Source organism: Stenotrophomonas sp. LARHCG68, from assembly GCF_052871705.1.
Genome location: NZ_JBIXJV010000001.1, coordinates 690,506 through 715,473 on the forward strand (window position 1 = coordinate 690,506; position 24,968 = coordinate 715,473).

Genomic DNA, 24,968 nt, shown 5'->3' on the forward strand with positions numbered 1-24,968 from the left:
GCATCGCCGCGCATCGCGGCTCAACCGTCAGTACACATCCCGGCCATAGCGTCCTTCCGTGTGCAGTCGCGTGAGGTACTCGCGCGCGCCGTCTTCATCCAGCCCGCCGTGTTCGCGGACCACGTCCAGCAGCGCGGCGTGCACGTCCTTGCCCATGCCGATCGCACCGCACACGTACAGGTGCGCGCCGTTCTGCAGCCAGTCGTACAGGTCGCGGCCGCGGGTGCGCAGGCGCTGCTGCACGTAGACCTTGTCGGCCTGGTCACGCGAGAAGGCCAGGTCCAGGCGATGCAGTTCCTTGCGGCGCAGCGCGTCCTGCCACTCGGCCTGGTAGAGGAAGTCGGTGTTGAAGTGGCGGGCGCCGAAGAACAGCCAGTTGCGGCCGCCGGCGCCGACCTCGGCGCGCTCCTGCACGAAGGCACGGAATGGCGCCACGCCGGTACCCGGGCCGATCATGATGATGTCGCGGCTGCCGTCGGCCGGAACGCGGAAGCGTTCATTGGCCTCGACGAAGACCGGCACCTGCGCGCCTTCCTCCAGTGCGGCCAGGAAGCTGCTGGCCGCGCCCACGTGCGCCGCGCCGTGGGCGTCGTAGCGCAGTTCGTCGACAGTGAGATGCACTTCCTCGCCCACCCGCTTGCGGCTGGAGGCGATCGAGTACAGGCGATGCGCGGCCGGGCGCAGGGTGCCGACCAGCGCCTCGGCGCTCCAGTCCGCCGGCCAGCGGCGCAGCACGTCGACCAGTTGGTGGTCGTCGAACACGCGCGCCAGTTCGGCCTTGTGCTCGGGTTCGAGCAGCCGCCCCAGCTCCGGGTGCGCATTGCGCTCGGCCACGGTGGCCAGCAGCGGACGCGAGATGCGGGTCAGCTCACGGTGTTCGGCCAGCCACTGCGACAGCGGACGGGCCTGGCCGTCAAGGGCCACGGCCGTGTCGCCGTCCAGGCCGGTGGCGGCCAGCACGTCCTGGACCAGCGCCTGCGGATTGCGGTGGACGATGCCCAGCGCGTCGCCGGGCTCGTAGTGCAGGCCGCTGCCTTCCAGCGACAGTTCGACGTGATGCACGCGCTTGTCGGCACTGCCGTAGCGGGCATAGGCCGGTCCCTTGAAATCACGGCCGCTGATGACCTGGCGCGCCAGCAGCTCGGCGCTGAACGGGTGTTGTGCGTTGTAGGCGCTGGCATGGCGCAGCGGGGTGACGTTGCTCGGTGCCGGGCTGGCGGCTTCACCGAGGGTGGTGCGGGCATCGGCCAGGGCCTGGACACGCCAGGGCGTGGCCACCGCGTCGATGTCCAGGTCGGCTTCACCGGCCGGCTGCAGGCGTTGGGCGCCGAGTTCGGCCAGGCGGTTGTCCAGCTTGCGGGCGATGCCGCAGAACTCGGCGTAGCTGGAGTCGCCCAGGCCCAGGACCGCGTACTTGAGTTCGGGCAGCCTGGGTGCGCGCTTGCCGACGATGAATTCGACCAGGCCGATCGCATCGTCCGGCGGGTCGCCTTCGCCCTGCGTGCTGATGACGACGTAGAGCAGGCGCTCGTTGGCCAGTTCGCGGGCGGGATAGGCGTCGGCGCGCAGCAGGCGCACCGGCAGGCCGGCGGCCTCGACCTCGGCCGCCAGTTGCTCGGCGGCGCGGCGCGCATTGCCGGTCTGGCTGCCATAGACCACCGTCAGGCGTGCTGCTGCCGGTTGGGCGGCGGGCTGTCCGCCGGGGATCACCGCCAGCGACGGCGGCGGGTGGCCCTGGGCCAGCCCCGCGGCGAAGCCGGACAGCCACCACAGGCTGTTGCCATCCAGCCCCTCCACCAGTCGCGTCAGCAGGACCCTGCGGTCTTCGGGCAAGGGGCTGGGAGGCACGATGGCGGCGGCGGTCATGTCCAGTCCGGTCTGATATGGGATGACCGATGCTAGGTAAATGTTTCGTTTGCCAGAAAGGATGAGCGGTTATCGCTTCATGCCCTGCGTTTATTTCAGTCGTATGTGAGTCGGGCCCCACACTCGCCATCCAGCCCGGGCCCTGTCCGGGTACTGTGTAGCCCAGACCGGGCGTTGCCTCTGCCGACCACCTCGTGATGACCGCCAACAGATCCCTGTCCCACCTCGATCGGCTGGAAGCCGAGAGCATCCACATCCTGCGGGAAGTCGCCGCGGCCTTCGACAACCCGGTGCTGCTGTACTCGGTGGGCAAGGACAGCTCGGTGCTGCTGCACCTGCTGATGAAGGCGTTCGCGCCCGGCGTGCCGCCGATCCCGCTGCTGCACGTGGACACCCGCTGGAAGTTCCGCGAGATGATCGCCTTCCGCGACCGGCGCGTGGCCGAGACCGGCACCGAGCTGCGGGTGCATATCAACCCCGACGGCATCGCCCAGGACATCGGACCGGTGACGCACGGGCCCAGCGTGCATACCGACGTGATGAAGACCCAGGGCCTGAAGCAGGCGCTGGACAAGTGGAAGTTCGACGCGGCCATCGGCGGCGCCCGCCGCGACGAGGAGAAGTCGCGTGCCAAGGAGCGCGTGTTCTCCTTCCGCAACGACCGCCACCGCTGGGACCCGAAGAACCAGCGCCCGGAGCTGTGGAACCTGTACAACGCCCGCATCCACCCGGGCGAGAGCGTGCGCGTGTTCCCGCTGTCGAACTGGACCGAGCTGGACATCTGGCTCTACATCTACCGCGAGAACATCCCGGTGGTGCCGTTGTACTTCGCCGCCGAACGACCGGTGGTCGAGCGCGACGGCAGCCTGATCATGGTCGACGACGACCGCCTGCCATTGCAGCCGGGTGAAGTGCCGCAGCTGCGCAAGGTGCGTTTCCGCACGCTGGGTTGCTATCCGCTGACCGGTGCGATCGAGTCGGAAGCGGACACGCTGGAAAAGATCATCGCCGAGATGCTGGTGTCCACCAGCTCCGAACGACAGGGGCGCCTGATCGACCACGACCAGTCTGCCTCGATGGAGAAGAAGAAGCTGGAGGGCTATTTCTGATGAGCGCGGTCACCACTTCTTCCGATATCTCCACGTACCTGCAACAGCACGAATCCAAGCCGCTGCTGCGCTTCATCACCTGCGGCAGCGTCGACGACGGCAAGAGCACGCTGATCGGTCGCCTGCTGTACGAAAGCAAGCGCCTGTTCGATGACCAGCTGGCCGCGCTGGAAGCCGACAGCCGGCGCCATGGCACGCAGGGCGAGCGCATCGACTACGCGCTGCTGCTCGATGGCCTGGCTGCCGAGCGCGAGCAGGGCATCACCATCGACGTGGCCTACCGCTACTTCGATACCGACGCCCGGAAGTACATCGTCGCCGACTGCCCGGGGCATGAGCAGTACACCCGCAACATGGCCACCGGTGCGTCCACCGCCGACGTGGCGGTGGTGCTGGTGGATGCGCGCAAGGGCCTGCTGGCGCAGACCCGCCGGCACAGCTACATCATCTCGCTGCTCGGCATCGCCCATGTGGTGCTGGCGGTCAACAAGATGGACCTGGTGGACTACGACGCCGACGTGTTCGCACGCATCGTGCAGGACTACCAGGCGCTGGCCACGCAGTTGGGCATTGCCCAGGTGCAGGCCATCCCGCTGTCGGCGCTGGAAGGGCAGAACCTGTCCGTGCGTTCGGCGCTGACGCCGTGGTACGACGGCCCGAGCCTGCTGGAGCACCTGGACACGCTCGTGCTGGAAGACCGTGATGCCGCCAGTGGGCTGCGCCTGCCGGTGCAATGGGTCAACCGGCCCAACCAGGATTTCCGCGGCTTTGCCGGCACCGTGGCCGCCGGGCAGGTACGTGCGGGCGATGCGGTGGTGGTGTTGCCGTCGGCACGCCGCTCCACGGTCCGGCAGGTGCTTGGCCCGGACGGCCCGCTCGACGTCGCCACCGCCGGGCAGGCGGTGACGCTGACGTTGACCGACGAGGTGGATGTCAGCCGTGGCGACGTGATCGCCGCCGCCGACGATCCGCCGGAGGTGGCCGACCAGTTCGCCGCCCACGTGCTGTGGATGGATGATGCCGCGTTGCTGCCGGGGCGCCCGTACTGGCTGCAGATCGGCAGCCGCACCGTGGCCGCCAGCATCAGCGAGATCAAGCACCGCGTGGACGTGAACACGCAGGAGCACCTGGCTGCCAAGCGGCTGGAGCTCAACGAGGTGGGCTTCTGCAACCTGTCGCTGGATGAGCCGGTGGCTTTCGCGGCCTACGCGCAGAACCGCGCGCTGGGCGGCTTCATCCTGATCGACCGGCAGAGCAATGCGACCGTGGCCGCCGGTACGCTGGACTTCGCGCTGCGCCGCGCCGGCAACGTGCATTGGCAGCACCTGGACGTGGACAAGGCCGCGCGGGCCCGCATCAAGGGCCAGCAGCCCAGGGTGCTGTGGTTCACCGGCCTGTCCGGGGCCGGCAAGTCCACCGTCGCCAACCAGGTGGAGAAACGCCTGCACGCGCAGGGCCGGCATACCTTCCTGCTCGATGGCGACAATGTCCGCCACGGGCTCAACCGCGACCTGGGCTTCACCGACGAGGACCGCGTGGAGAACATCCGCCGGGTGGCCGAGGTGGCGCGGCTGATGGCCGATGCCGGGCTGGTGGTGCTGGTCAGCTTCATCTCCCCGTTCCGGGCCGAGCGGCAGATGGCGCGCGAGCGTTTCGAGCCGGGCGAGTTCATCGAGGTGTTCGTCGACGTACCGCTGGAAGTGGCCGAAGCACGTGACGTGAAGGGCCTGTACCGCAAGGCGCGTGCCGGGCAGATCCCCAACTTCACCGGCATCGATTCGCCCTATGAAGCGCCGGTGGCGCCGGAGCTGCATCTGCGGGCGGACCGTGAGAGCGTGCCGGCCATGGTCGAGCAGGTGTTGAAGGCGCTGGAGCAGGGATGAGGCGGCGGCTCAACAGGGCGCGGGCAGGCAGGTAGGGCTGCCTGCCGTGCCTTCTCCCATTCATGGGGGAAACCGGCCGAAGGGCGGAGGAGGGCGGGTGCCCGTTGGCCTTTCGGGGGAAGGTGAAAGGCAGCCCTCATCCGGTGCTGCGCACCACCTTCTCCCGTGGACGGGAGAAGGGAACAGCAACAGCAACAGCAACAGCAACAGCAACAGCAACAGCAACAGCAACAGTAACAGTAACAGCAACAGCAACAGCAACAGCAACAGCAACAGCAACAGTAACAGCAACAGTAACAGCAACAGTAACAGCAACAGCAACAGTAACAGCAACAGCAACAGCCAAAGCCAAAGCCAAAGCCAAAGCCAAAGCCAAAGCCAAAGCCCCCGTTCCCCCCCTAACGGCACATATCACCGTAACCGGCGGCCGCTAGACTGCTGGATCGTGTAAATGACGGGATTGTGTATGTTGCGGCGTTCTGCCTTCACCGTGGCTGGGGCCACTGTCCTGGCACTGGCCCTGGCCGGTTGTAACCGCAAGGGCGCTGAAACGCCACGCCAGGCCGGCGATGCCGTGCCGGTCACCCTCCAGGTGGTGCAGCCTTCGGCCTGGAATGACACGCTGCAGGCCATCGGCACCGCCAAGGCGCGCGAGTCGATCATCGTCACCGCCAAGGTCAGCGAGATCATCGACAAGGTGCATTTCGAAAGCGGCCAGCAGGTGACGACCGGTACCCCGCTGGTCACCCTGCGCGGCGATGCCCAGCAGGCAGCGCTGGCCCAGGCCCAGGCGACCTTCGCCGAAGCCGACCGGCTGTACCTGCGCCAGCGTGAGCTGGCCGCCCAGCAGCTGGTCGCGCATTCCACCCTGGACACCCAGAAGTCCATCCGTGACGCCGCCGAGGCGCGCGTGCGGCAGATGCGCGCGGACATCACCGACCGCCAGGTACGGGCGCCATTCGCCGGGGTACTGGGCATCCGCCAGGTCAGCCCGGGCTCGCTGGTCACCCCGACCACCGCCATCGCCACGCTGGATGACATCTCGCGCGTGCACGTCGATTTCCAGGTGCCGGAGGCCGAACTGGCGTCGCTCCAGCCGGGCGACAAGGTCACCGGCAGCAGCGTCGCCTACCCGGGGCGCAGCTTCGATGGCGAGGTGAGTACCGTCGATGCGCGCGTGGACCCGGGCAGCCGCGCGGTCACCGTGCGTGCCGATTTCGTCAACGCCGACCACGCGCTGCGGCCGGGCATGCTGCTGGACGTGCGGGTGTTCCGCCCCGAGCGGCAGGCGCTGGTCATTCCCGAGATCGCGGTGGTGCAGGTCGGACGGGATTCGTTCGTGTACCGGGTCAAGGACGATGCCAGCGTCGAGCGGGTTGACGTGCGGACCGGCACCCGCCGCGCCGGCGTGGTCGAGATCACCGAGGGCCTGAAGGCCGGCGAGCGCATCGTCGTCGATGGCACCGGCAAGCTGCGCCCGGGCATCCGAGTTGAGGATGCCCGGCGGCCGGCCAAGGCGGCGCCGGCCGCGGCCACCGGGGCGAAGGCCGGATGAAGCTTTCCGATCTTTCGATCAAGCGGCCGGTGCTGGCCGTGGTGATGAGCCTGCTGCTGGTGGTGCTGGGCGTGATGTCATTCAACCGCCTGACCCTGCGCGAGTTGCCGGCCATCGACCCGCCCATCGTGTCGGTGTCGGTGGACTACACCGGCGCCTCGGCGGCCGTGATCGAAAGCCGTGTCACCCAGGTGCTGGAAGACGCGCTGGCCGGCATCGAAGGCATCGATACGATCAATGCACGCAGCACCAACGGGCGTGCCTCGGTCAGCATCGAGTTCACCGCCAACCGCGACATCGAGGCTGCCGCCAACGACGTGCGCGACGCGGTCAGCCGGGTCGCCGACCGCATGCCCGAGGAAGCGCGCCCGCCGGAGATCGCCAAGGTCGAGAGCGACGCCGACCCCATCATCTGGTTCAACATGGCCTCCTCGGCGATGGATACGCTGGAGCTCAGCGACTACGCCGAGCGCTACGTGGTGGACCGCTTCTCCAGCATCGACGGCGTGGCACAGGTGCGCATCGGTGGCCGCCAGCGCTATGCGATGCGGATCTGGCTGGACCGCGACCAGTTGGCCGCGCGCGGGCTGACCGTCAACGAGGTGGAAACCGCGCTGCGCAACGAGAACGTCGAACTGCCGGCCGGCCGCATCGAGTCGGCCGACCGCGACTTCACCCTGCGCGTGGAGCGCAGCTATGTCGCGCCGGCCGACTTCGCCAGCATCCCGCTGGGCAAGGGCAACGATGGCTACGTGGTGCGCCTGGGCGACGTGGCCAAGGTCGAGCTGGCCTCGTCCGAGCGCCGCGCGTACTACCGCAGCAATGGCGAGCCGGGCATCGGCCTGGGCATCGTCAAGACCTCCACCGCCAACGCGCTGGACGTGGCCCGCGCCACCCGCGCCGAGGCCGAGCGCATCGCCCAGACCCTGCCCAAGGGCACCCAGATCTTCGTCGCCTTCGACAACACCACCTTCATCGAGGCGGCGGTCGAGCGCGTGTACTGGACGCTGGTCGAGGCGATGCTGCTGGTGCTGGCGGTGATCTGGCTGTTCCTGGGCAGCCTGCGCGCGGCCCTGATTCCCGCGGTGACCGTGCCGGTCTGCCTGGTGGCGGCGTTCATCGCGTTGTTCGCATTCGGCTTCTCGATCAACCTGTTCACCCTGCTGGCGCTGGTGCTGTGCATCGGCCTGGTGGTGGATGACGCCATCGTGGTGGTGGAGAACGTGCAGCGCCGCATCGACCTGGGCGAGCCGCCGCTGGTGGCCGCGCGGCGTGGCACCGCGCAGGTGGCGTTCGCGGTGATCGCCACCACCGCGGTGCTGGTGGCGGTGTTCCTGCCGGTGGGCTTCCTGGAAGGCAACACCGGCCGCCTGTTCCGCGAACTGGCGGTGGCGCTGGCCGCGGCGGTGGCGTTGTCGGCCTTCGTCGCGCTGACGCTGACGCCGATGATGGCCTCCAAGCTGCTCAAGCCGCACAGCGAGCAGAAGCCCGGCCGCATCAACCGCTTCGTCAACCGCGAGCTGGAGCGCGTCTCGGCCGCGTATGGCCGGGTGCTGGATCGCCACGTGCAGCGCACCTGGATCTTCGGCGTGGTGATGCTGGCCGCGCTGGGTGCCAGCTGGGGCCTGTTCAAGCTGTTGCCCTCGGAGCTGGCGCCGGCCGAGGACCGCGGCTCGTTCCAGATCATGATCGACGGCCCGGAAGGCGCCGGCTACGACTACACCGTCGGCCAGGTGCAGCAGGTGGAGCAGATCGTCTCGCGCTTTGTCGGCCCGGAAGAGCCCATCGTGCGCGCCAACCCGCGCGTGCCCGGCGGCTGGGGCAACAGCGAGGAAATGCACACCGGCCGCATCAGCGTGTTCCTGCAGCCGTGGCGCGACCGCCACGAGGCCACCAGCGACGTGGCCAATGACCTGCAGAAGGAACTCAACGGCTTGAGCGGCGTGCGCGTGCGCACGATGGTCGGCGGCGGCCTGGTGCGCAGCATGGGCCAGCCGTTCCAGATCGTGCTTGGCGGCCCGGAGTACGCGGAGATCGCGCAGTGGCGTGACCGCCTGCTGGCGCGCATGGCCGATTACCCCGGGCTGGTCGGTGCCGACTCCGACTACAAGGAAACCCGCCCGCAGATGCGCGTGAACATCGACCGCCAGCGCGCGGCCGACCTGGGCATCTCGGTCACCGCCATCGGCCGCGCGCTGGAAACCATGATGGGCTCGCGCCGCGTCACCACGTTCGTGGACAACGGCGAGGAGTACGACGTGCTGGTGCAGGCCGGCCGCGAGGGACGTACCTCGCCGGCGGACCTGTCGGCCATCCAGGTGCGGGCACGCTCCGGCGAACTGGTACCGCTGTCCAACCTGGTCACGCTCAGCGAAGTGGCCGAGGCCGGCAGCCTCAACCGCTTCAACCGCCTGCGCGCGATCACCATCAGCGCCAACGTCGCCCCGGGCCACACGCTGGGCGAGACCATTGCCTGGGTACAGGACGTGGCGCGCGAGGAACTGCCGGAGTACGCGCAGATCGACTGGAAGGGCGAGTCGCGCGAGTACCAGAGCACCGGCAGTGCGGTGTTGCTGACCTTCGGCATGGCCTTGCTGGTGGTGTACCTGGTGCTGGCCGCGCAGTTCGAGAGCTTCATCCACCCGCTGGTGATCATGCTGACGGTGCCGCTGGGCGTGCTCGGCGCGTTCCTTGGCCTGTACATCAGCGGCGGCACGCTCAACCTGTTCAGCCAGATCGGCATCGTGATGCTGGTGGGCCTGGCGGCCAAGAACGGCATCCTGATCGTGGAGTTCGCCAACCAGCTGCGCGACGAGGGACGCAACGTGCACCAGGCCATCGTCGAATCGTCGGTGGTGCGCCTGCGCCCGATCCTGATGACCTCCATCGCCACCGTGGTCGGTGCCATCCCGCTGGTGCTCGCCGGCGGGCCGGGTTCGGCCAGCCGCGCCACCATCGGCATCGTGGTCATCTTCGGTGTCACCGTGTCCACGTTCCTGTCGCTGTTCGTGGTGCCGGCGTTCTACGCGCTGCTGGCCCCGTACACGCAGTCGCCGGAGACCGTGGCCAACGAGCTGGAACGGCAGGAGCGCCAGACCCCGCCGGTGGGCGGGCATGCCTGAGCCGAGCGGCGTCAGGCATGAATGGGGCGGTGTCCGCACCGCCCGGTGATGATCCGGGCCGCGGCGGCAAGGGGGCTGCCGCAGCCTGGGGGATGTTCAAGCAGGGATGCGCCGAGTAAGGCACCGACCGTCGATCGGTGTCCAGGGATGGCCAGCGGTATGACATGCGTTGCGGCTCCCGGCTTGGGAGTTTGCCGCAATTGGCCCGATAGGCGTGCACAGCACGGCTCAATCGTGGAAGAATCGGTCGGTCCCGGGGCCCGGGGCTTGATCACTTTCAGCTTTCCGGGGAACTACGTGGAATCCATCGTCGAATACATCAACGGCATCATCTGGAGCAACGCCCTGATCTTCATGTGTCTGGGCGCAGGTCTGTGGTTCACCCTCCGTACCCGTTTCATGCAGATCCGTGGCTTCGCGGAAATGTGCCGGCTGACCGTACGCGGCCAGAAGTCCGAAGCCGGCGTGTCCTCCTTCCAGGCGCTGGCCATGTCGATGGCCGGGCGCATGGGCATCGGCAACATCGCCGGCGTGGCCACCGCCATCGCCTACGGCGGTCCCGGCGCGATCTTCTGGATGTGGGTGATGGGCTTCCTGGGCGCCTCCACCTCCTACGTCGAGTCGACGCTGGCCCAGATCTACAAGGTCAAGGACGGCGAAGGCCGCTACCGTGGCGGCCCGGCGTACTACATCGAGAAGGCCATGGGCCTGAAGTGGTATGCGGCCGCCTTCGCGCTGGCTACGGTCGTGGCCGCAGGCTTCCTGCTGCCGGGCGTGCAGGCCAATGCCATCGCCGACAGCGCGGTGGCGGTGATGTGCTCAGGGGCCGATGCCTGTGCCTCGATGGGCGGCGCCAGCAGCATGAAGCTGTGGATCGGCATCGCCGTGGCGGTGCTGCTGGGCGTGATCATCTTCGGTGGCGTCAAGCGCATCGCCAGCTTCGCCGAGGTGGTGGTGCCGTTCATGGCGCTGGGCTTCATCCTGATGGCCATCGTGGTGATGATGCTCAACGCCAGCAAGGTGCCGACGATGTTCGCCGACATCTTCTCCAGCGCCTTCGGTGCGCACGCGGCGTTCGGCGGCATCATCGGCCAGGCTATCGCCTGGGGCGTCAAGCGCGGCATCTACGCCAATGAGGCCGGCCAGGGCACCGGCCCGCACGCCGCCGCCGCCGCCGAGGTCTCGCACCCGGCCAAGCAGGGTTACGTGCAGGCCTTCGCCATCTATTTCGACACCATGCTGGTGTGCACCTCGACCGCGTTCCTGGTGCTGTCCACCGGCATGTACAACGTGTTCCGCGAAGTCACCGTCGACGGGGTGCAGAAGCTGGAGGCCATCGTCACCGGCGTGCCCGGCGTGGCCCCGTCCGAAGGTGCCTTGTTCACCCAGGCCGCAGTGGAGTCGGTGATGCCGGGCTGGGGCGCGGGTTTCGTGGCGCTGGCGCTGTTCTTCTTCGCCTTCACCACCATCATGGCCTACTACTACATGGCCGAAACCAACCTGACCTACCTGGCCGGCAGCAACCGCACACATCCGGCGGCCACGCTGGTGCTGCGCCTGGGCATCATGGGCATGGTGGTGTTCGGCGCCTTCCACAACGCCAAGATGGCGTGGGCGCTGGGCGACATCGGCGTCGGCCTGATGGCCTGGTTGAACGTGATCGCGATCCTGATCCTGCAGAAGCCGGCGATGCTGGCGCTGACCGACTACGAGCGGCAGAAGAAGCAGGGCCTGGACCCGGTCTTCAACCCGGATGCACTGGGCATCAAGAACGCCGACTTCTGGCGCACCAACAAGTAAGCGAGTACTCAAGCAGTGAGCAACCCCTGGAACAACCGACGCCCGTCCTCCCGCCCGCCGCGCGCGACCCCGTTGCCGGCCAGCCCGCGCGATGGCGCAGGGGCCGGTGGCCCGCCGGTGCGTGGCAGCGACGAGCTGCGCCTGTATGGCTTCAACGCCGTGCAGGCCATGTTCGCCCGCCGTCCGCAGGCGTTGCGCAAGCTGTACCTGGCCGAGGACATGATCCCGCGGCTGCAGCCGGTGCTGAAATGGTGTGTGGCCAACCGCGTCGGCTACCGCGTGGTGGGCGATGGTGACCTGAACAAGCTCGCCGCCACCACCCACCACGAAGGCGTCGTCGCCGACGTGGTGCGGCAGGAGCCGCTTGCGCTGGCGGCGTGGCTGGGCACGTTGGCCGACGGCCCGGCACTGGCCCTGTGGTTGGATGGCGTGGGCAACCCGCACAACTTTGGCGCGATCCTGCGTTCGGCGGCGCATTTCGGTGTGTCGGCGATCCTGCTGCCGGCCGAATCCACGCTGGCGTTGTCCGGTGCGGCGGCACGCGTTGCCGAAGGCGGCGCCGAGGCGGTGCAGCTGGTCCGCCTGCCGGCCCTGCCGCAGGCGCTGGCGCAGCTGCGTGGCGCCGGTTTCGGGTTGGCGGCCACGCTGGTCGAGGGGGGCGAGAACCTGTTCACCACGGCGCTGCCGGCGCGCATGGTCTACGTGATGGGTGCCGAAGGCGAAGGCATGGACCGCGATTTCGCGCAGGGCTGTGACCTGCGCCTGTCCATCCCCGGCACCGGCGCGGTGGAAAGCCTCAACGTGGCCTCGGCTACCGCAGTGTTCCTGTCCAGCTGGTGCAGCCGTCACGCCAAGGCGTGATCGGTTCGATGCGTGTTGAACGACAAAGGCGCCGTCGGCGCCTTTGTCGTTCACGGTAGAGCGGAATCACGCTCCACTGAGGCCATGCGGGAATTAGCCCCACCGGGCGCGGCTCGGCACCACGTGCAACGGAAAGGCGCCTTGCGGCGCCTTTCCGGTCACGGCCCGGGCGATCACTCGCGCGGCGGCACCACGTCCTTGGCCTCGCTGCCGAAGCTGCCTTCCGATTCGGCGGCCAGGTAGGCGAACACGGTGTATGCGGCCACGTTCTGCGCCAGCGCCTTCGGGTCGATCTTGTCCAGGGTGTCGTCCGGGGTGTGGTGCAGGTCGAAATAGTCGGTCCCGTCCTGCGCCAGCCATGCCCAGGCGCCGCCCTTGGCCGCCAGCGGGCCGACATCCGGGCCCGGACCGCCCTTGCCCGGCTGGTACTCGATGCCCAGCGGTGCCAGCGCTTCGGCGATCTGGCGGGTCGCCTCGCGCGAGCCCTCGGCATTGCCCGAGCCGGTGTTGAACGCATAGATGCGGCCCGCGCCGAAGTCGCTTTCGGCCGCGATGTGCTGCTGCACGATCTCGCCGGCCTGCACGCGCGCGGCAGCGTAGGCCTTGCCGCCGTGCAGCCCCTGTTCCTCGTTGGCGAAGGCGATGACGCGGATGGTGCGCTTGGGCGCCTGCTTGAGCTGGCCGATCAGGTGGCCCGCCGCCATGGTGATGCCGACGCCTGCGCCGTCATCGATCGCGCCGGTGCCCAGGTCCCACGAATCCAGGTGACCGCCGATCACCACCACTTCCTTGGGCAGGCTGCGGCCGGTGATCTCGCCGATCACGTTCTGCGAGGTGTAGCTGCCATCCCAGCCGCAATCCAGCGCGATGCGGATGCGGGTGGCGCCGCGCGCGACCAGCCGGTTGAGCTGGTCTGCATCCGGGCCGGACAGCGCGGCCGACGGTACCGGCGTCAGGCCTTCATCGAAGCGGGTGATACCGGTATGCGGCATGCGGTGCGAATCGGTGCCGGCCGAACGCATGATGTAGCCGATCGCGCCCTTGCGGATGGCCTCGGACGGGCCACGGCTGCGCACGGTGCCGCCGATGCCGTAGTCCTCGCCACTGCGGCTGCGGTTCATGGTGAAGTCGACGTAGGCGATCTTGCCCGCCAGCGAACCTTCCGGTGCGGCCTTCAGGGCATCCAGGCCTTCGAAGCGCACTACTTCGGCTTCGACCGTTCCGGCCGGGCTGCCGCCCAGGGCAGTGATGGTCAGCGGCTGCGGATGGGCGCCCAGCACCGATGCGTGCTCGCTGCGGCGTTCCCACTTCGGGAAGGTCACCGGCTCGGTCCACACCTTGTCGAAACCCAGCGCCTTGAACTTGGCCTTGGCCCATTCCACGGCACGCGCATCGGCTTCGCTGCCGGCCATGCGCGGCCCGACTTCGGTGGTCAACGACTCCACCACCTGCCAGCCGGTGGTGTCGGCCAGCGCCTGTTCGCGCAGCTGCGCGGCGGTGCTGATCGCCGCATCGGGGATGCGGGTCGGGGCGGGTGCGTTCGTCGCGCCGGCCGTGGCGCACAACAGCAAGGTGGCAAGGGCGAGGGCAGTGCGACGCATGGGTTCCGCTCCGAAGTAAAGAATCACTGACTTTAGCAGCGTGCTCCGGCCACCGAATGTGCCGGTTGGGGGGGATGGCGGCACTGCCTGGCGCAGTTGGAGCGTCACGATGTGAACCGCTGCCCAGAACGTTCGCTACGCAGATGCGGATGAGCCAGACTTCAGGAGTTTTCCCGCTGCGCCGCGCCATGTCCGCGGGCGAGCCTACGCGACCACCGATGGGGTGGATGAGCACGTAGCTGGAGCAAGCATGAAGTGGCAGCACAGGATGGCAGCCCCGTTGTTCTCGATGGCCCTGATACCGGCGATGGCGCTGGCCGAGGAGTCACGGCAGGAGGTCCACCCGGCCCGTTTCACCGGGCCACTGATCACCTCCAACCCGGCGGCCTACACGCCCGGGCATTTCTATCTGCAGCCCTATCTGATCAACACGCGCCAGCGCGGGTACTACGACAGTCAGGGCAATCGCTTCGGGATGGGCGAGCACGGCAGCGACCTGCAGCTGAGCCTGCTGGCCGGTTATGGCATCAATGAGCGGCTCACCGGGCAGCTCTCGCTCAGTGCCGGACGGGCACGCATCGGCCAGCAGCGCGCCGATGGGCTGCGCTTCGGCGACAGCACGCTCAAGCTCAACTACGTGCTGCGCCCACGGGCGGCTTCGACGGGTGACATGGTCATCAGTACCCAGGTGAGCCAGACGCTGGCCACGGGCAGTTACGACGAGCTTGGCGGCAATGCGCTCAATGGGCGTGGCAACGGCGCAAGGCGCACCGCCCTTTCCCTGGTGGGCCAGCAATGGTTGCCGATGTCCAGCGGCCACACGCTGCGTTGGCGCTGGCAGGTGGGCTGGAGTCCGTCGCCTGGCCGCGTCGATGTGGAGGGAACCAGCGTGTTTGGTACCGGGCATGCCTTCCGCGGCGCGATGCACCACGGCAGCAACACCAGCGCCGCGGTGGGGTTCGAATACAGCCTCAGCCCGGATTGGGCACTGGCATTGGATGTCACCGCCTCGCGCGACGGGCGCGCGGTGTTGCAGGGGTGCCATGCCCCTGCGCAGGGGCGCTGCGTCCAGGGGCAGCGTCGCGCCGACCCGCGCAGCCGCAGTTTCAGCGCGGCACCGGCCATCGAGTACATCCACAGCGATCGGGTGGGCTTCCTGCTCGGAGCCGAGCTGTCGCTGCCGGGCGGACGCAACAGCGCGTCGTTCGTCAGCCCCCAGTTCTCGGCGATGCTGACCTTCTGATCGGCGCAGACGAAAACGGCCGGAAGGAAGTCCTTCCGGCCGTTGCATCAACGCCCCGGGGCGCCTCAGCGCTTGTTGAGGCTGTCGCGGATCTCGCGCAGCAACAGCACTTCCTCGGACGGCTCGGCCGGTGCCGCCGGGGCCTCTTCCTTCTTGCGCGAGAGCCGGTTGACCACCTTGACCAGCATGAAGATGGCGAAGGCGACGATGATGAACTGGATCAGGGTGTTGATGAAATCACCGTAGCCGATCACCACCGCCGGGATCTCCTTGCCGTCGGCACCGATCTTGGCGGGGGCCAGGGTCCAGGCCAGCGCCGAGAAGTCGACGTTGCCGATCAGCCAGCCGATCGGCGGCATGATCACCTTGTCCACCAGCGAGGTGACGATCTTGCCGAACGCGCCGCCGATCACGACACCGACCGCCAGGTCGATGACGTTGCCGCGCATGGCGAATTCCTTGAACTCGCTAATCATTCCCATGAAGTTCTCCTGTTCGTACGGATGGGGGAGCTGGCGCAGCCTACTCCATCGGATGTCGTCAGGCGATCACGCCCTGGCAGCGGGCGATGTCGCCCAGCCGTGCATCGAAGCGGTCGCCCTTGTGCAGTGCCGCCACGCCGGCCGGCGTACCCATGAACACCAGGTCGCCTGCACGCAGTGCGTACAGCTTGGACAGCTCGTGCAGGATCTCAGGAACGTTCCAGATCATCTGGTCCAGGGTGGATTGCTGGCGCACCTGGCCGTTGATCTCCAGCGACAGGCGCACCGCTTCCAGCGGGCCCACCTGGTCGGCCGGCACCAGCGTGCTGACCGGCGCCGAATGATCGAACCCCTTGGCGATGTCCCAGGGCCCGCCCTTGGCCTTGGCCGCGGCCTGCAGGTCACGACGGGTCAGGTCCAGGCCCACGCCATAGGCGGCCACCAGCGCCAGCGCGGCGTCGACCGGCAGCACGCCGGCCGGTGCATCCCTGCCCAGCGCCACGACCAGCTCCACCTCGTGGTGCAGGTCGGCGGTGGCGGGCGGATAGGGCACTTCGGCATCGCCGGTGACGATGGCATCGGCCGGCTTCATGAAGAACATCGGCTGCCCGCGGTCGCTCGGTGCGGCGGGCGTGGCCCCCATCTCGCGCGCATGGTCGGCGAAGTTGCGGCCCACGCAATAGATGCGGTGCACCGGGAACGTACTGCCGCCGGCCACCGGTACACGGGGCAGGGTCGGGGTGGGGATCAGATCAGTCATGGTTCGCGTCCAGGTGAAACGACGCGAAAGTCTAGCGGAGTTGTGCCCGGCCAAGCGCTGCAGCGGGGGCCGGGAACTCAGGCGCCGGTGCTGTGCGGCAGTGCGGCCTTGCGCACCACGCGGTATTCGGCGTCGACCACCGACGGGTCAGCCTTGCCGGCGTTGCGGCGCTTGCGTGCTGCCAACAGCTTCCAGGCGATTCCGCCGAGGATCATCGCGGCACCGACAAACACGCCGGCCACGACCAGCACCGCCAGGATGGCCAGGCCCAGCAGGCCGAGTGCAATCCGTACGAGCGGGTTGCGCGGCTTGCGCGGCTCGAACAGGTTGCGGAGCTTGGAGAACTGGACGTAACGGATGCGCATGAAAGGGGTGTGACCGTTTGGCTGCCGGCGAGTATCGGCGGCGATGCGGGGCAATGCGTGAAGTTGTCGTTAATTCTTGCCTGAATATGTCATCAGGACAATGGTTCCGGTCAGCTTGGTCATGGTCCGGATGGCTGCGTGCGACAATCGCGGTTCGAATCGCGCCGGTGTTCCAGATGTCTTCCGTATCCTCGCCCGAAACTGAATTGGCAAAACTCGATGACCTGCCCGATGGCGGCTTCCACGCGGTGACCGCCACCCTGCAAGAGGATGCCGAAACCCTGGTGCTGTACCGCGATGGCGCGCAGGTGCGTGCCTGGTTGAACGTCTGTCCGCATGCCGGTCGCGCGCTGGACTGGGCGCCGGGGCAGTTCCTCAAGAGCCGCGAGGGACACCTGGTGTGCGCCGTGCACGGGGCTTCGTTCGAACTGGAGGGCGGCCTCTGCGTGGCCGGCCCGTGCAAGGGCGATTCGCTGCGCGCGGTACCCGTTGAAGTGCGTGACGGACGGGTGCTGTTGGCCGGTGCGTAGAAGTGGTGTAAGTGGCCAAGTCCGTCGGCGCTTGTCACACACGTATTGAATTGCTGGCCTGCAGGCAGGAATGCCAGTTCCGCATCGTGATTGACGATGGCACGTGCTGCGCCAGCCGTGCTCCTACGGACGGAGCCATTCGGTTGCTTCCCCGCCAGGAGCGCCTGGACGGTCGCACGTCGCTTCAGAACATAAGGTTGATCATCACCACCACGATGATCGTGTAGAGCAACGACAGCGGCCCGCCGACGCGCCACATCTCACGCGGGGTGTACTTGGCCGGGCCCATCGCCATCGAGATCACCGGGTTGGAGGCGGTCATCAGGTTGTTGGACGCCGACAACGCCACGATCAGCGCGAACGCGGTGGGGTTGCCGCCGGCCGCCAGCGCCAGGTTCACCGCGATGGGCACCATGACGATGGTGGCGCCGACATGGCTGATCACCAGCGAGAATGCGGTGGTCAGCAGGGCCAGCGCCAGTTCCAGCGCCCAGACCGGGATGCCGGTAGGCAGCTTGTCGATGGTGTGGCCGGCGATCCAGGCCGCCGCGCCGCTGCTGTCCATCGCCCAGCCCAGCGGGATCAGCCCGGCCATCATGAAGATGGTCTTCCAGTTGATCGCCGCGTAGGCCTCGTCCATGCGCAGCACGCCGGTCAGCAGCATGCCGGCCACGCCCATGAGCAGGGTCAACGCCACCGGCAGGTGCGAGGTCAACGCGATGATGATGGTGATGGCGAAGATCGCCATGGCGATCTTGAACTTGTGCGGACGCTGCTCGCCCTTGGGGTAGTCGGTGACCACCACGAAGTCACGGCTGCCCGCGGCGGTGGCGAGGTCCTGCCAGATGCTGTGGAAGACCAGCATGTCACCGGCGCGCAACGGCGTGTTGCGCACGTCCTCGCGGATGACCTGCTTGTCGCGGTTGATCGCCAGCAGGCTGATGCCACGCTCCTTGCGCAGGCGCAGCTCGCCGGCGGTCTTGCCGATCACCCGCGAGGTCGGTGGTACCACGGCCTCGGAGATGCCGGCGCGCGCCGGGTTGAACAGGTCGCCCAGCTGCTTCAGGCGCGAGGACATGCGCAGGAACTGGTTCTGCGCGAAATCCGATACCTGCTGCCGCGGCCCCATCGCGCCGATCACGCTGCCCACCCAGATGCGCATGTCCGCCGGTGGTGCCAGGCGGGTGTCGTCGCCGGTCTTAAGGGCCAGCAGCAACGGTGCATCGAACAGGTTCTCGGCATCGCTGACGGTCATGCCGACCAGCGGGCTCTCGGCGGTGACCAGCAACTCGAACACGTCGCCCTCGATGCCGTAGGCCTTGGCGAAGTAGCTCTCGGTGCGTGCCGGCGCCTGCGCATCGTCGCCTTCGCTGCCTTCCTCCTCCCGGAGCTTGCGGCTGCCATAGAAGTGGAAATAGGCCAGCGAGGCGATCACCAGCGCCACGCCGATCGGCAGCGGCGCGAACATCCGCAAGGGCTCGATCGTCGCGGTGCCGGAGGGCAGGTTGTTGTTGGCCGACATCAACAGGTCGTTGAGCAGGATCAGCGGCGAGTTGCCGACCATGGTCAGCGCGCCGCCCATCACGATGGCGGCGGATATCGGCAACAGCAGGCGCTTGAGGGTCAGCGTCGTGCGCGATGCAAGCCGCGAGGCCACCGGCAGGTACAACGCCATCACCGAGGGGTTCTGCATGAACGAGGAGTTCAGGCCAGCGGTGGCGGTGGTCAGCAGCAGCAGGCGTTTCTCGACGCCGTGCGAGCGCCGCAGCAGCCAGCCGGCCAGCCGGTTCAACGCGCCGGTGCGGTCCAGCCCGGCGCCGAGGATGGTGGTGGCGATGATGCTCATCACCGCGTTACCGGAGAAACCGCCGAAGATTTCTTCCGGTGCGATCAACCCGGTCACGCCGAGCACCACCATCACCACCAGCGCGACCACGTCGGCGCGGATGCGCTCGAACAGGAACATCGCCATCGTGAAGCCGACCAGCCCGAGCACGAGCTTCATGTCGGTCGTCAGCGTCAGCGCGGTATCCATGCGGCGGCGGTTCCTTCAGCAGTCCCGGTCAGGCGCGGTCGTAGAGCAGATCCCAGACGCCATGGCCGAGCTTCTGGCCACGGGTCTCGAAGTGGGTCTGCGGGCGCCAGTCCGGGCGCGGCACGCTGCCGCGTGGGCCGGCGCGGTTGGCCAGGCCTTCGGTGGCGTCGAGCACGTCCCACATCTGCTCGGCGTAGTCGGCCCAGTCGGTGGCACAGTGCAGCAGGCCACCCGGGCGCAGCTTGCGCACCAGCAGCGCGGCGAAGGCCGGCTGCACGAGGCGGCGCTTGTTGTGGCGCTTCTTGTGCCACGGGTCCGGGAAGTAGATGCGGATTTCGTCCAGCGCGCCGTCGGCGATTTCCTTCTCCAGCACTTCCACCGCGTCGTGGTGGTAGAGCTTGACGTGGTCGGCGCCGTCGTCGGCCAGTGCGTTGAGCAGGCGCCCCACGCCGGGGGCGTGCACCTCGATGCCTATGTAGTCCTTGGACGGGTCGAACTGCGCGGCGTAACGCAGCGCGGCACCGTTGCCGAAGCCGATTTCCAGCACCTTGGGCGCGACGCGGCCGAAAGTGGCGTCCAGATCACGCGGTTCGCCGTTGAAGTCGATGCCGAAACGCGGCCAGCGCTCGTCGAACGCGCGCTGCTGGGCCGGGGTGAAGCGGCCCTGGCGCAGCACGAAGCTGCGTACTTCGCGGCGGCCTTCGGTCACGGTGAAGGGCTTGGGCGGTGCCTTGGAGCCCGCGCTGTCAAAGGGGTTGGTCATCAGGCGATCAACCCTTCCACCGGCGAGGAGGCGCTGGCATAACGCTTGCGCGGAATACGGCCGGCCAGGAACGCTTCGCGCCCGGCTTCCACGGCCTTGCGCATGGCGCTGGCCATCAGCACCGGGTTGCGGGCGCCGGCGATGGCGGTGTTCATCAGCACGCCGTCGCAGCCCAGTTCCATCGCGATGGCCGCATCGGACGCGGTGCCGACGCCGGCATCAACGATGATCGGCACCTTGGCGTTCTCGATGATCTCGATCAGGTTGTACTTGTTCTGGATGCCCAGTCCCGAGCCGATCGGCGCGGCCAGCGGCATCACCGCGGCGCAGCCGATCTCCTCCAGGCGCTTGGCCAGGATCGGGTCATCGGAGGTGTAGACCATCACGTCGAAGCCGTCCTTGACCAGTTGCTCGGCCGCCTTGAGGGTGGCCATCACGTCCGGGTACAGGGTCTTCTGGTCGCCCAGCACTTCCAGCTTGGTCAGGTTGTGGCCGTCGAGCAGCTCACGCGCCAGGCGGCAGGTACGCACGGCATCTTCGGCGGTGTAGCAGCCGGCGGTGTTGGGCAGGATGGCGTAGCGGTCCGGCGGCAGCACGTCGAGCAGGTTGGGCTCGCCGGGGTTCTGGCCAATGTTGGTGCGGCGGATGGCCACGGTGACGATCTGGGCGCCAGCGGCCTCGGTGGCCAGGCGGGTTTCTTCCAGATCCTTGAACTTTCCGGTGCCGGTCAGCAGCCGGGAGGAATACGTCTTGCCGGCGATGACCAGCGAATCGGAGGGAGCATTTGCGTTCATTGCCGAATTATCACCCATCAGCCCCGGCAGGAGCGGCCTTGGCCGCGAAACCGCTGATGGCCGGGCCTCGCGGAGTGCTGCATGCGGAACCGCCCGAAGGCGGCGGCCCCGCGGTCGTCGGCTTCGCGGCCGAGGCCGCTCCTGACCGTGGGCGGCTGGCTCAACCACCACCCAGTGCGTGAACGATCTCGACCAGGTCGCCGTCCTGCACGAGGTGCTCGCCATGCCGGCTGCGCGGCACGATCTGGCCGTTGACCTCGACGGCGACCCGGCGCTCGGCCAGGCCTTCATCGGCCAGCAGTTCGAGCACGGTGAGGGGGTGGGAAAGGGGGCGGGCCTGGCCATTGAGCTGGATGTTCATGCGGCCATTTTCGCCAGAGCCGTCGCAAAAGCCCAGCCGCATGCGGCAGCGCAGCGTGAGACTGTTACGAGGGAATGAAAAACTAACAACGTGCGGCAGCGTATGCGCCGCTTACCCCCAGTACGGAGCATTCCATGAACCTCTTCTCCCGCCCGCTGCGCTCGGCCATCGCCGTCGCCATTGCCTTGGCCGCTGCACCGGCCATGGCGCAGTCCCCGTTCTCCAAGACGGTGTTCTTCGGTGACAGCCTGACCGACACCGGCAATTTCCGGCCGGTGCTGGTGCAACTGGATCCGAGTGCGGCGGTCGTCGGCCGCTTCACCACCAACCCGGGCTGGGTCTGGTCGGATTACGTGGCAGACCACTTCGGCACCGATGCCAGCCCCAACGGCAATGGCCAGACCGGCGACAACTACGCCATCGGTGGCGCGCGCGTCGGCGTGGACAGCAGCGTCACCCTGGCCCCGGGTACGCCGGCGCTGCCGGTGGCCTCGCTCAAGAGCCAGATGACCCGTTACCTGGCCGCCAACGGTGGCAAGGCCGATCCGAACGCCCTGTACAGCGTGTGGGGCGGTGCCAATGACCTGTTCGCCGTCCAGGATGCCCCGGCCCAGGCGCAGGCCATCATCGGAGCCGCCGTCGCTGACGAAGTCGGCATCGTCGGCACGCTCAAGGCCGCCGGCGCACAGTACGTGATGGTGATGAACCTGCCGGACATCGGCCTCACCCCGGCCTCCCGAGCGGGCGGTCCGGTCGGCATGGCACAGGGCACCGCGCTGGCCAAGGCCTACAACGATGCCCTGTTCGGTGGGCTCAAGCAGGCCGGCCTGCAGGTGATCCCGGTGGATACCTTCAGCATCCTGCAGGAAATCGTCGCCGACCCGGGCACCTACGGGTTCACCAACGTCTCGGGCATGGCCTGCACGTCCGTCTCGTCGCTGACCTGCAGCCCGCTGACCACGGTCGCCCCGAACGCGGCCAACACCTACGTGTTCGCCGACGGCGTGCATCCGAGCACCGCCGCCCACCAGATCATGGGCCAGTACGCCATCTCGGTGATCGAAGCCCCGCGCCTGCAGCAGGTGCTGACCCACTCGGCGCAGACCACCGGTCGTGCCCGTGCCGACCAGGTCGGCGCGCACCTGGCCGGTCGCCCGGCCGATGGCCTGAGCTGGTGGGGCAACCTGCGTGGCGACATGCAGCGGTATGCACACGCCGACCTGTATGACGGCATGGCACCGGCCGGCCTGTTCGGCGTCGACTGGGCCCGCGACGGCATCGTCCTCGGCGGCTTCGCCGGCTTTGGCCGGATGGACGCCGATTTCGGCAACAGCAAGGGCGACTTCACCCAGGACGACACCACGCTGGGCCTGTTCGCCGGCTGGTACGGCGACAAGGTCTGGGTGAACGGCCAGCTCAGCTACAGCTGGTTGGGCTACGACGTGACCCGCAAGGTCCAGCTCGGCCCGGCCACCCGTGAGCACAAGGGCTCGCCGGACGGCAGCAACCTGACGGCAGCGGTCAACACCGGCTATGACTTCGGCCAGGAAGGCGGCTTCCGTCATGGCCCGGTCGCGGCGGTGATCTGGCAGAAGGTCAAGCTCGACGGTTACACCGAAAGCAACGCCAGCGCCACCGCGCTGGGCTATGGCGATCAGGACGCCGACTCGACCGTCGGCCGCATCGGTTGGCAGGCGCGCTACGACGGCGGCAACTTCCGCCCGTACGTGCAGGCTACCTACGACCACGAGTTCGAGAAGGGCAAGCAGGCCAGCGCGTGGCTGCAGACGATGGCCGACGTGGGCACCTACAAGGTGCCGGGCCTGGCGTTTGATCGTGATTACGCCACCGTCGTGCTGGGTGCCCGGGTCAACCTGTGGGGCCTGAACAGCAACATCGGCATGAGCACCACCACGCTGCAGAAGTCGGCACGTGACATGACCGTGTTCGCCAGCTTCAGCGGCAGCTTCTGATCCACGGATGCCGTGAATGGAAGGCGGTGCCGCCCCGGCGGCACCGCCTTTGTTTTGCCAGCCGGCCTGCCCGTGTCGCATTGACCGTTGCGCTGCGAGGGCAGGGGCGCATAGACTTGCCACGCCGCGCGGGTGTAGCTCAATGGTAGAGCAGAAGCTTCCCAAGCTTACGACGAGGGTTCGATTCCCTTCACCCGCTCCATTTTCCAGGCGCCGCAATGGGCCTGAGGCATCACGCAAGGGCGGGTGGGAAGTGCCACGCCTTCCATGCAGGCCCTGCGATGAAACTGGCCATCCTCTCCCGCAACACCAAACTCTATTCGACCCGTCGACTGGTCGAGGCTGCGCGTGCGCGTGGGCACACCGTCCGCATCCTTGACCCGCTGCGCTGCTACATGCGCATCACCGCCGGCGGCTTCGACATGCATTACAAGGGCAAGCCGCTGTCAGGCTTCGATGCGGTGATCCCGCGCATCGGTGCCTCCATCACCCGCTATGGCACGGCGGTGCTGCGCCAGTTCGAGATGATGGGGGCACGCACCCCGAACCCGTCCGACGCCATCCTGCGCGCGCGTGACAAGCTGCGCGCGCATCAGCTGCTGGCGGCCAAGGGCATCGACATGCCGGTGACGGTGTTCGGCGACAACCCGGACGATACCGACGACCTGCTGTCGATGCTGGGGCCGCCGCCGCACGTGGTGAAGCTCAGCGAGGGCACCCAGGGCCGCGGCGTGATCCTCACCGAGAAGCTCAGCGCCTCCAAGGGCACGGTCGAGGCCCTGCGCGGGCTGTATGCCAACTTCCTGATGCAGGAGTTCATCGCCGAAGCGCAGGGCGCGGACCTGCGCTGCCTGGTGGTCGGCGACCAGGTCGTGGCGACCATGCGCCGCCAGGCCCAGGAGGGCGACTTCCGCTCCAACCTGCACGCCGGTGGCACCGCCGAGCCGGTGCAGGCCAGCAAGGCCGAGCAGCAGGTGGCGGTGCGCTCGGCCAGGGCGCTGGGGCTCGGCATCGCGGGCGTGGACCTGATCCGTTCCAGGCGCGGGCCGCTGGTGCTGGAGGTCAATTCGACCCCCGGGCTGGAGGGCATCGAGTCGGTTTCCGGCGGTGATGTCGCCGGGCGGATGATCGATTACGTCGCAAATCTCAAGCGCTGACGGGCACCTGCAATTTGTTTGCATGGTTTTAACAACCCTTTAATCCGCTTGGTTCTAGCCTGCTTCCACTGTACCCAGCCCTCCTCAGTGGGTCCGGTGATCGGGAATTTTTCAGGCCCTGGCGGTTTTCGCCAGGGCCTTGTTTTTATTGGGTATTTTCTCCTGTTGTTGTGAGGTTGCTACGGCGATAGAGTGTTGCGACCAAGGAGAGGATGAACATGCTGAAGAACGTGATCTTGATGGTGCTGTTTGCGTTGCCCGCCGTTGCATCCGCGGCCAAGCAGGAGCCTGCCCTGCAATCGGCGCAGCCCTTCCAGGTGCAGCAGGCGAAGGTGCGGCAGGAGCTGCAGGCGGGGGAGGTATACAGCGAGATTTCAGCCCCGGATCGGGAACGGGTACTGGCCGCACTGGATCGCATCGCTGCGGTCGTGGGTGAGGGAAGTCTCGACCTGCTGCCTTCCGATGCCCGCGCCCAGGTGCTGGGCGACCACGAGCTCGTCAACACCGTCCTGGCCAAGGCGCGCGAGGACAGCCGTCAGATCTGCCGGCGTGAAAAGACGCTGGGCTCCACGATGGCGACCACCCAGTGCGTTACCGTCGCGCAGCGCGAGCGCATCAGGAATGATTCACGGCGCGCGGTGGAATCCCTGCAGGGCGGAAAGGACGTCAAGGTAGGCAACTGAAGCCGGCATGTCTGGAGGGGGCTGT

General features: G+C 67.7%; 21 protein-coding genes and 1 tRNA gene. 12 read left to right on the forward strand and 10 right to left on the reverse strand.

Going from position 1 to position 24,968, the window contains the following annotated elements; genetic code table 11:
* Positions 1–27 precede the first annotated feature (27 nt).
* A complete protein-coding gene (locus ACIPR8_RS02980) occupies positions 28–1,866 on the reverse strand; it encodes an assimilatory sulfite reductase (NADPH) flavoprotein subunit (RefSeq protein WP_446540112.1) in 1,839 nt (612 codons plus the stop codon).
* A 197-nt stretch (positions 1,867–2,063) separates the two neighbouring features.
* Here ACIPR8_RS02980 and cysD point away from each other — a divergent pair, with 197 nt between their 5' ends.
* Positions 2,064–2,975: a sulfate adenylyltransferase subunit CysD gene (gene cysD, locus ACIPR8_RS02985; RefSeq protein WP_446540113.1), complete on the forward strand. Its 912-nt coding sequence runs from the start codon at positions 2,064–2,066 to the stop codon at positions 2,973–2,975.
* Positions 2,975–4,858 carry a sulfate adenylyltransferase subunit CysN gene (gene cysN / locus ACIPR8_RS02990; protein WP_446540114.1) on the forward strand — a complete coding sequence of 628 codons (1,884 nt, stop codon included), beginning with the start codon at positions 2,975–2,977 and terminating at the stop codon, positions 4,856–4,858. Before cysD ends, cysN begins: the two co-directional genes overlap by 1 nt.
* A gap of 136 nt (positions 4,859–4,994) precedes the next feature.
* Here the strand turns inward: cysN and ACIPR8_RS02995 are convergent, their stop codons facing one another.
* On the reverse strand, positions 4,995–5,240 hold the full coding sequence (locus tag ACIPR8_RS02995) for a hypothetical protein (RefSeq protein WP_446540115.1): 246 nt from the start codon (positions 5,238–5,240) through the stop codon (positions 4,995–4,997).
* Positions 5,241–5,324: 84 nt separating this feature from the next.
* On the opposite strand from ACIPR8_RS02995, the gene ACIPR8_RS03000 reads away from it, so the two are divergent.
* The 4 genes from ACIPR8_RS03000 (at position 5,325) to ACIPR8_RS03015 (ending at position 12,196) form a co-directional block, all read left to right on the forward strand.
* Positions 5,325–6,413, forward strand: coding sequence for an efflux RND transporter periplasmic adaptor subunit (locus ACIPR8_RS03000; RefSeq protein ID WP_192287478.1), 1,089 nt, complete (start codon positions 5,325–5,327; stop codon positions 6,411–6,413).
* Positions 6,410–9,535, forward strand: a complete 3,126-nt coding sequence (locus ACIPR8_RS03005; RefSeq protein WP_132865409.1) for an efflux RND transporter permease subunit — start codon at positions 6,410–6,412, stop codon at positions 9,533–9,535. The genes ACIPR8_RS03000 and ACIPR8_RS03005 overlap by 4 nt, the downstream gene beginning before the upstream one ends.
* 354 nt (positions 9,536–9,889) lie before the next feature.
* Positions 9,890–11,335, forward strand: coding sequence for an alanine/glycine:cation symporter family protein (locus ACIPR8_RS03010; RefSeq protein ID WP_425603738.1), 1,446 nt, complete (start codon positions 9,890–9,892; stop codon positions 11,333–11,335).
* A gap of 15 nt (positions 11,336–11,350) precedes the next feature.
* On the forward strand, positions 11,351–12,196 hold the full coding sequence (locus tag ACIPR8_RS03015; RefSeq protein ID WP_192287475.1) for a TrmH family RNA methyltransferase: 846 nt from the start codon (positions 11,351–11,353) through the stop codon (positions 12,194–12,196).
* A 173-nt stretch (positions 12,197–12,369) separates the two neighbouring features.
* Here the strand turns inward: ACIPR8_RS03015 and ACIPR8_RS03020 are convergent, their stop codons facing one another.
* Positions 12,370–13,797, reverse strand: a complete 1,428-nt coding sequence (locus ACIPR8_RS03020; protein WP_132865406.1) for a M28 family peptidase — start codon at positions 13,795–13,797, stop codon at positions 12,370–12,372.
* Positions 13,798–14,047: 250 nt separating this feature from the next.
* Here ACIPR8_RS03020 and ACIPR8_RS03025 point away from each other — a divergent pair, with 250 nt between their 5' ends.
* Entirely contained in the window at positions 14,048–15,040 is a 993-nt protein-coding gene (locus ACIPR8_RS03025) for a hypothetical protein (protein WP_446540116.1), read from the forward strand.
* 65 nt (positions 15,041–15,105) lie between these two features.
* Here ACIPR8_RS03025 and mscL read toward each other — a convergent pair whose 3' ends face one another.
* The 3 genes from mscL to ACIPR8_RS03040 form a co-directional block, all read right to left on the reverse strand.
* Positions 15,106–15,522, reverse strand: coding sequence for a large-conductance mechanosensitive channel protein MscL (gene mscL / locus ACIPR8_RS03030; RefSeq protein ID WP_132865404.1), 417 nt, complete (start codon positions 15,520–15,522; stop codon positions 15,106–15,108).
* A gap of 58 nt (positions 15,523–15,580) precedes the next feature.
* On the reverse strand, positions 15,581–16,282 hold the full coding sequence (locus tag ACIPR8_RS03035; RefSeq protein WP_446540117.1) for a fumarylacetoacetate hydrolase family protein: 702 nt from the start codon (positions 16,280–16,282) through the stop codon (positions 15,581–15,583).
* A 77-nt stretch (positions 16,283–16,359) separates the two neighbouring features.
* On the reverse strand, positions 16,360–16,647 hold the full coding sequence (locus ACIPR8_RS03040; RefSeq protein ID WP_132865402.1) for a hypothetical protein: 288 nt from the start codon (positions 16,645–16,647) through the stop codon (positions 16,360–16,362).
* A gap of 176 nt (positions 16,648–16,823) precedes the next feature.
* On the opposite strand from ACIPR8_RS03040, the gene ACIPR8_RS03045 reads away from it, so the two are divergent.
* A complete protein-coding gene (locus tag ACIPR8_RS03045; RefSeq protein ID WP_192287471.1) occupies positions 16,824–17,177 on the forward strand; it encodes a Rieske (2Fe-2S) protein in 354 nt (117 codons plus the stop codon).
* Positions 17,178–17,361: 184 nt separating this feature from the next.
* Here the strand turns inward: ACIPR8_RS03045 and ACIPR8_RS03050 are convergent, their stop codons facing one another.
* The 4 genes from ACIPR8_RS03050 to thiS all read right to left on the reverse strand — a co-directional run bounded on the left by ACIPR8_RS03050 (position 17,362) and on the right by thiS (position 21,130).
* On the reverse strand, positions 17,362–19,212 hold the full coding sequence (locus ACIPR8_RS03050) for an SLC13 family permease (RefSeq protein ID WP_313251922.1): 1,851 nt from the start codon (positions 19,210–19,212) through the stop codon (positions 17,362–17,364).
* Between the two features lie 28 nt (positions 19,213–19,240).
* Positions 19,241–19,975, reverse strand: coding sequence for a tRNA (guanosine(46)-N7)-methyltransferase TrmB (gene trmB / locus ACIPR8_RS03055; RefSeq protein WP_132865399.1), 735 nt, complete (start codon positions 19,973–19,975; stop codon positions 19,241–19,243).
* Positions 19,975–20,769, reverse strand: coding sequence for a thiazole synthase (locus ACIPR8_RS03060; RefSeq protein ID WP_132865398.1), 795 nt, complete (start codon positions 20,767–20,769; stop codon positions 19,975–19,977). The genes trmB and ACIPR8_RS03060 overlap by 1 nt, the downstream gene beginning before the upstream one ends.
* Before the next feature lie 160 nt (positions 20,770–20,929).
* Entirely contained in the window at positions 20,930–21,130 is a 201-nt protein-coding gene (gene thiS / locus ACIPR8_RS03065; protein ID WP_192287470.1) for a sulfur carrier protein ThiS, read from the reverse strand.
* Between the two features lie 167 nt (positions 21,131–21,297).
* On the opposite strand from thiS, the gene ACIPR8_RS03070 reads away from it, so the two are divergent.
* The 4 genes from ACIPR8_RS03070 (at position 21,298) to ACIPR8_RS03085 (ending at position 24,943) form a co-directional block, all read left to right on the forward strand.
* On the forward strand, positions 21,298–23,103 hold the full coding sequence (locus ACIPR8_RS03070; protein WP_446540622.1) for an autotransporter outer membrane beta-barrel domain-containing protein: 1,806 nt from the start codon (positions 21,298–21,300) through the stop codon (positions 23,101–23,103).
* 128 nt (positions 23,104–23,231) lie between these two features.
* Positions 23,232–23,305 (forward strand) — tRNA-Gly (locus ACIPR8_RS03075).
* A gap of 79 nt (positions 23,306–23,384) precedes the next feature.
* Positions 23,385–24,260: a 30S ribosomal protein S6--L-glutamate ligase gene (rimK, locus tag ACIPR8_RS03080; protein WP_132865395.1), complete on the forward strand. Its 876-nt coding sequence runs from the start codon at positions 23,385–23,387 to the stop codon at positions 24,258–24,260.
* A gap of 218 nt (positions 24,261–24,478) precedes the next feature.
* Positions 24,479–24,943: a hypothetical protein gene (locus ACIPR8_RS03085; protein ID WP_192287469.1), complete on the forward strand. Its 465-nt coding sequence runs from the start codon at positions 24,479–24,481 to the stop codon at positions 24,941–24,943.
* Positions 24,944–24,968 lie beyond the last annotated feature (25 nt).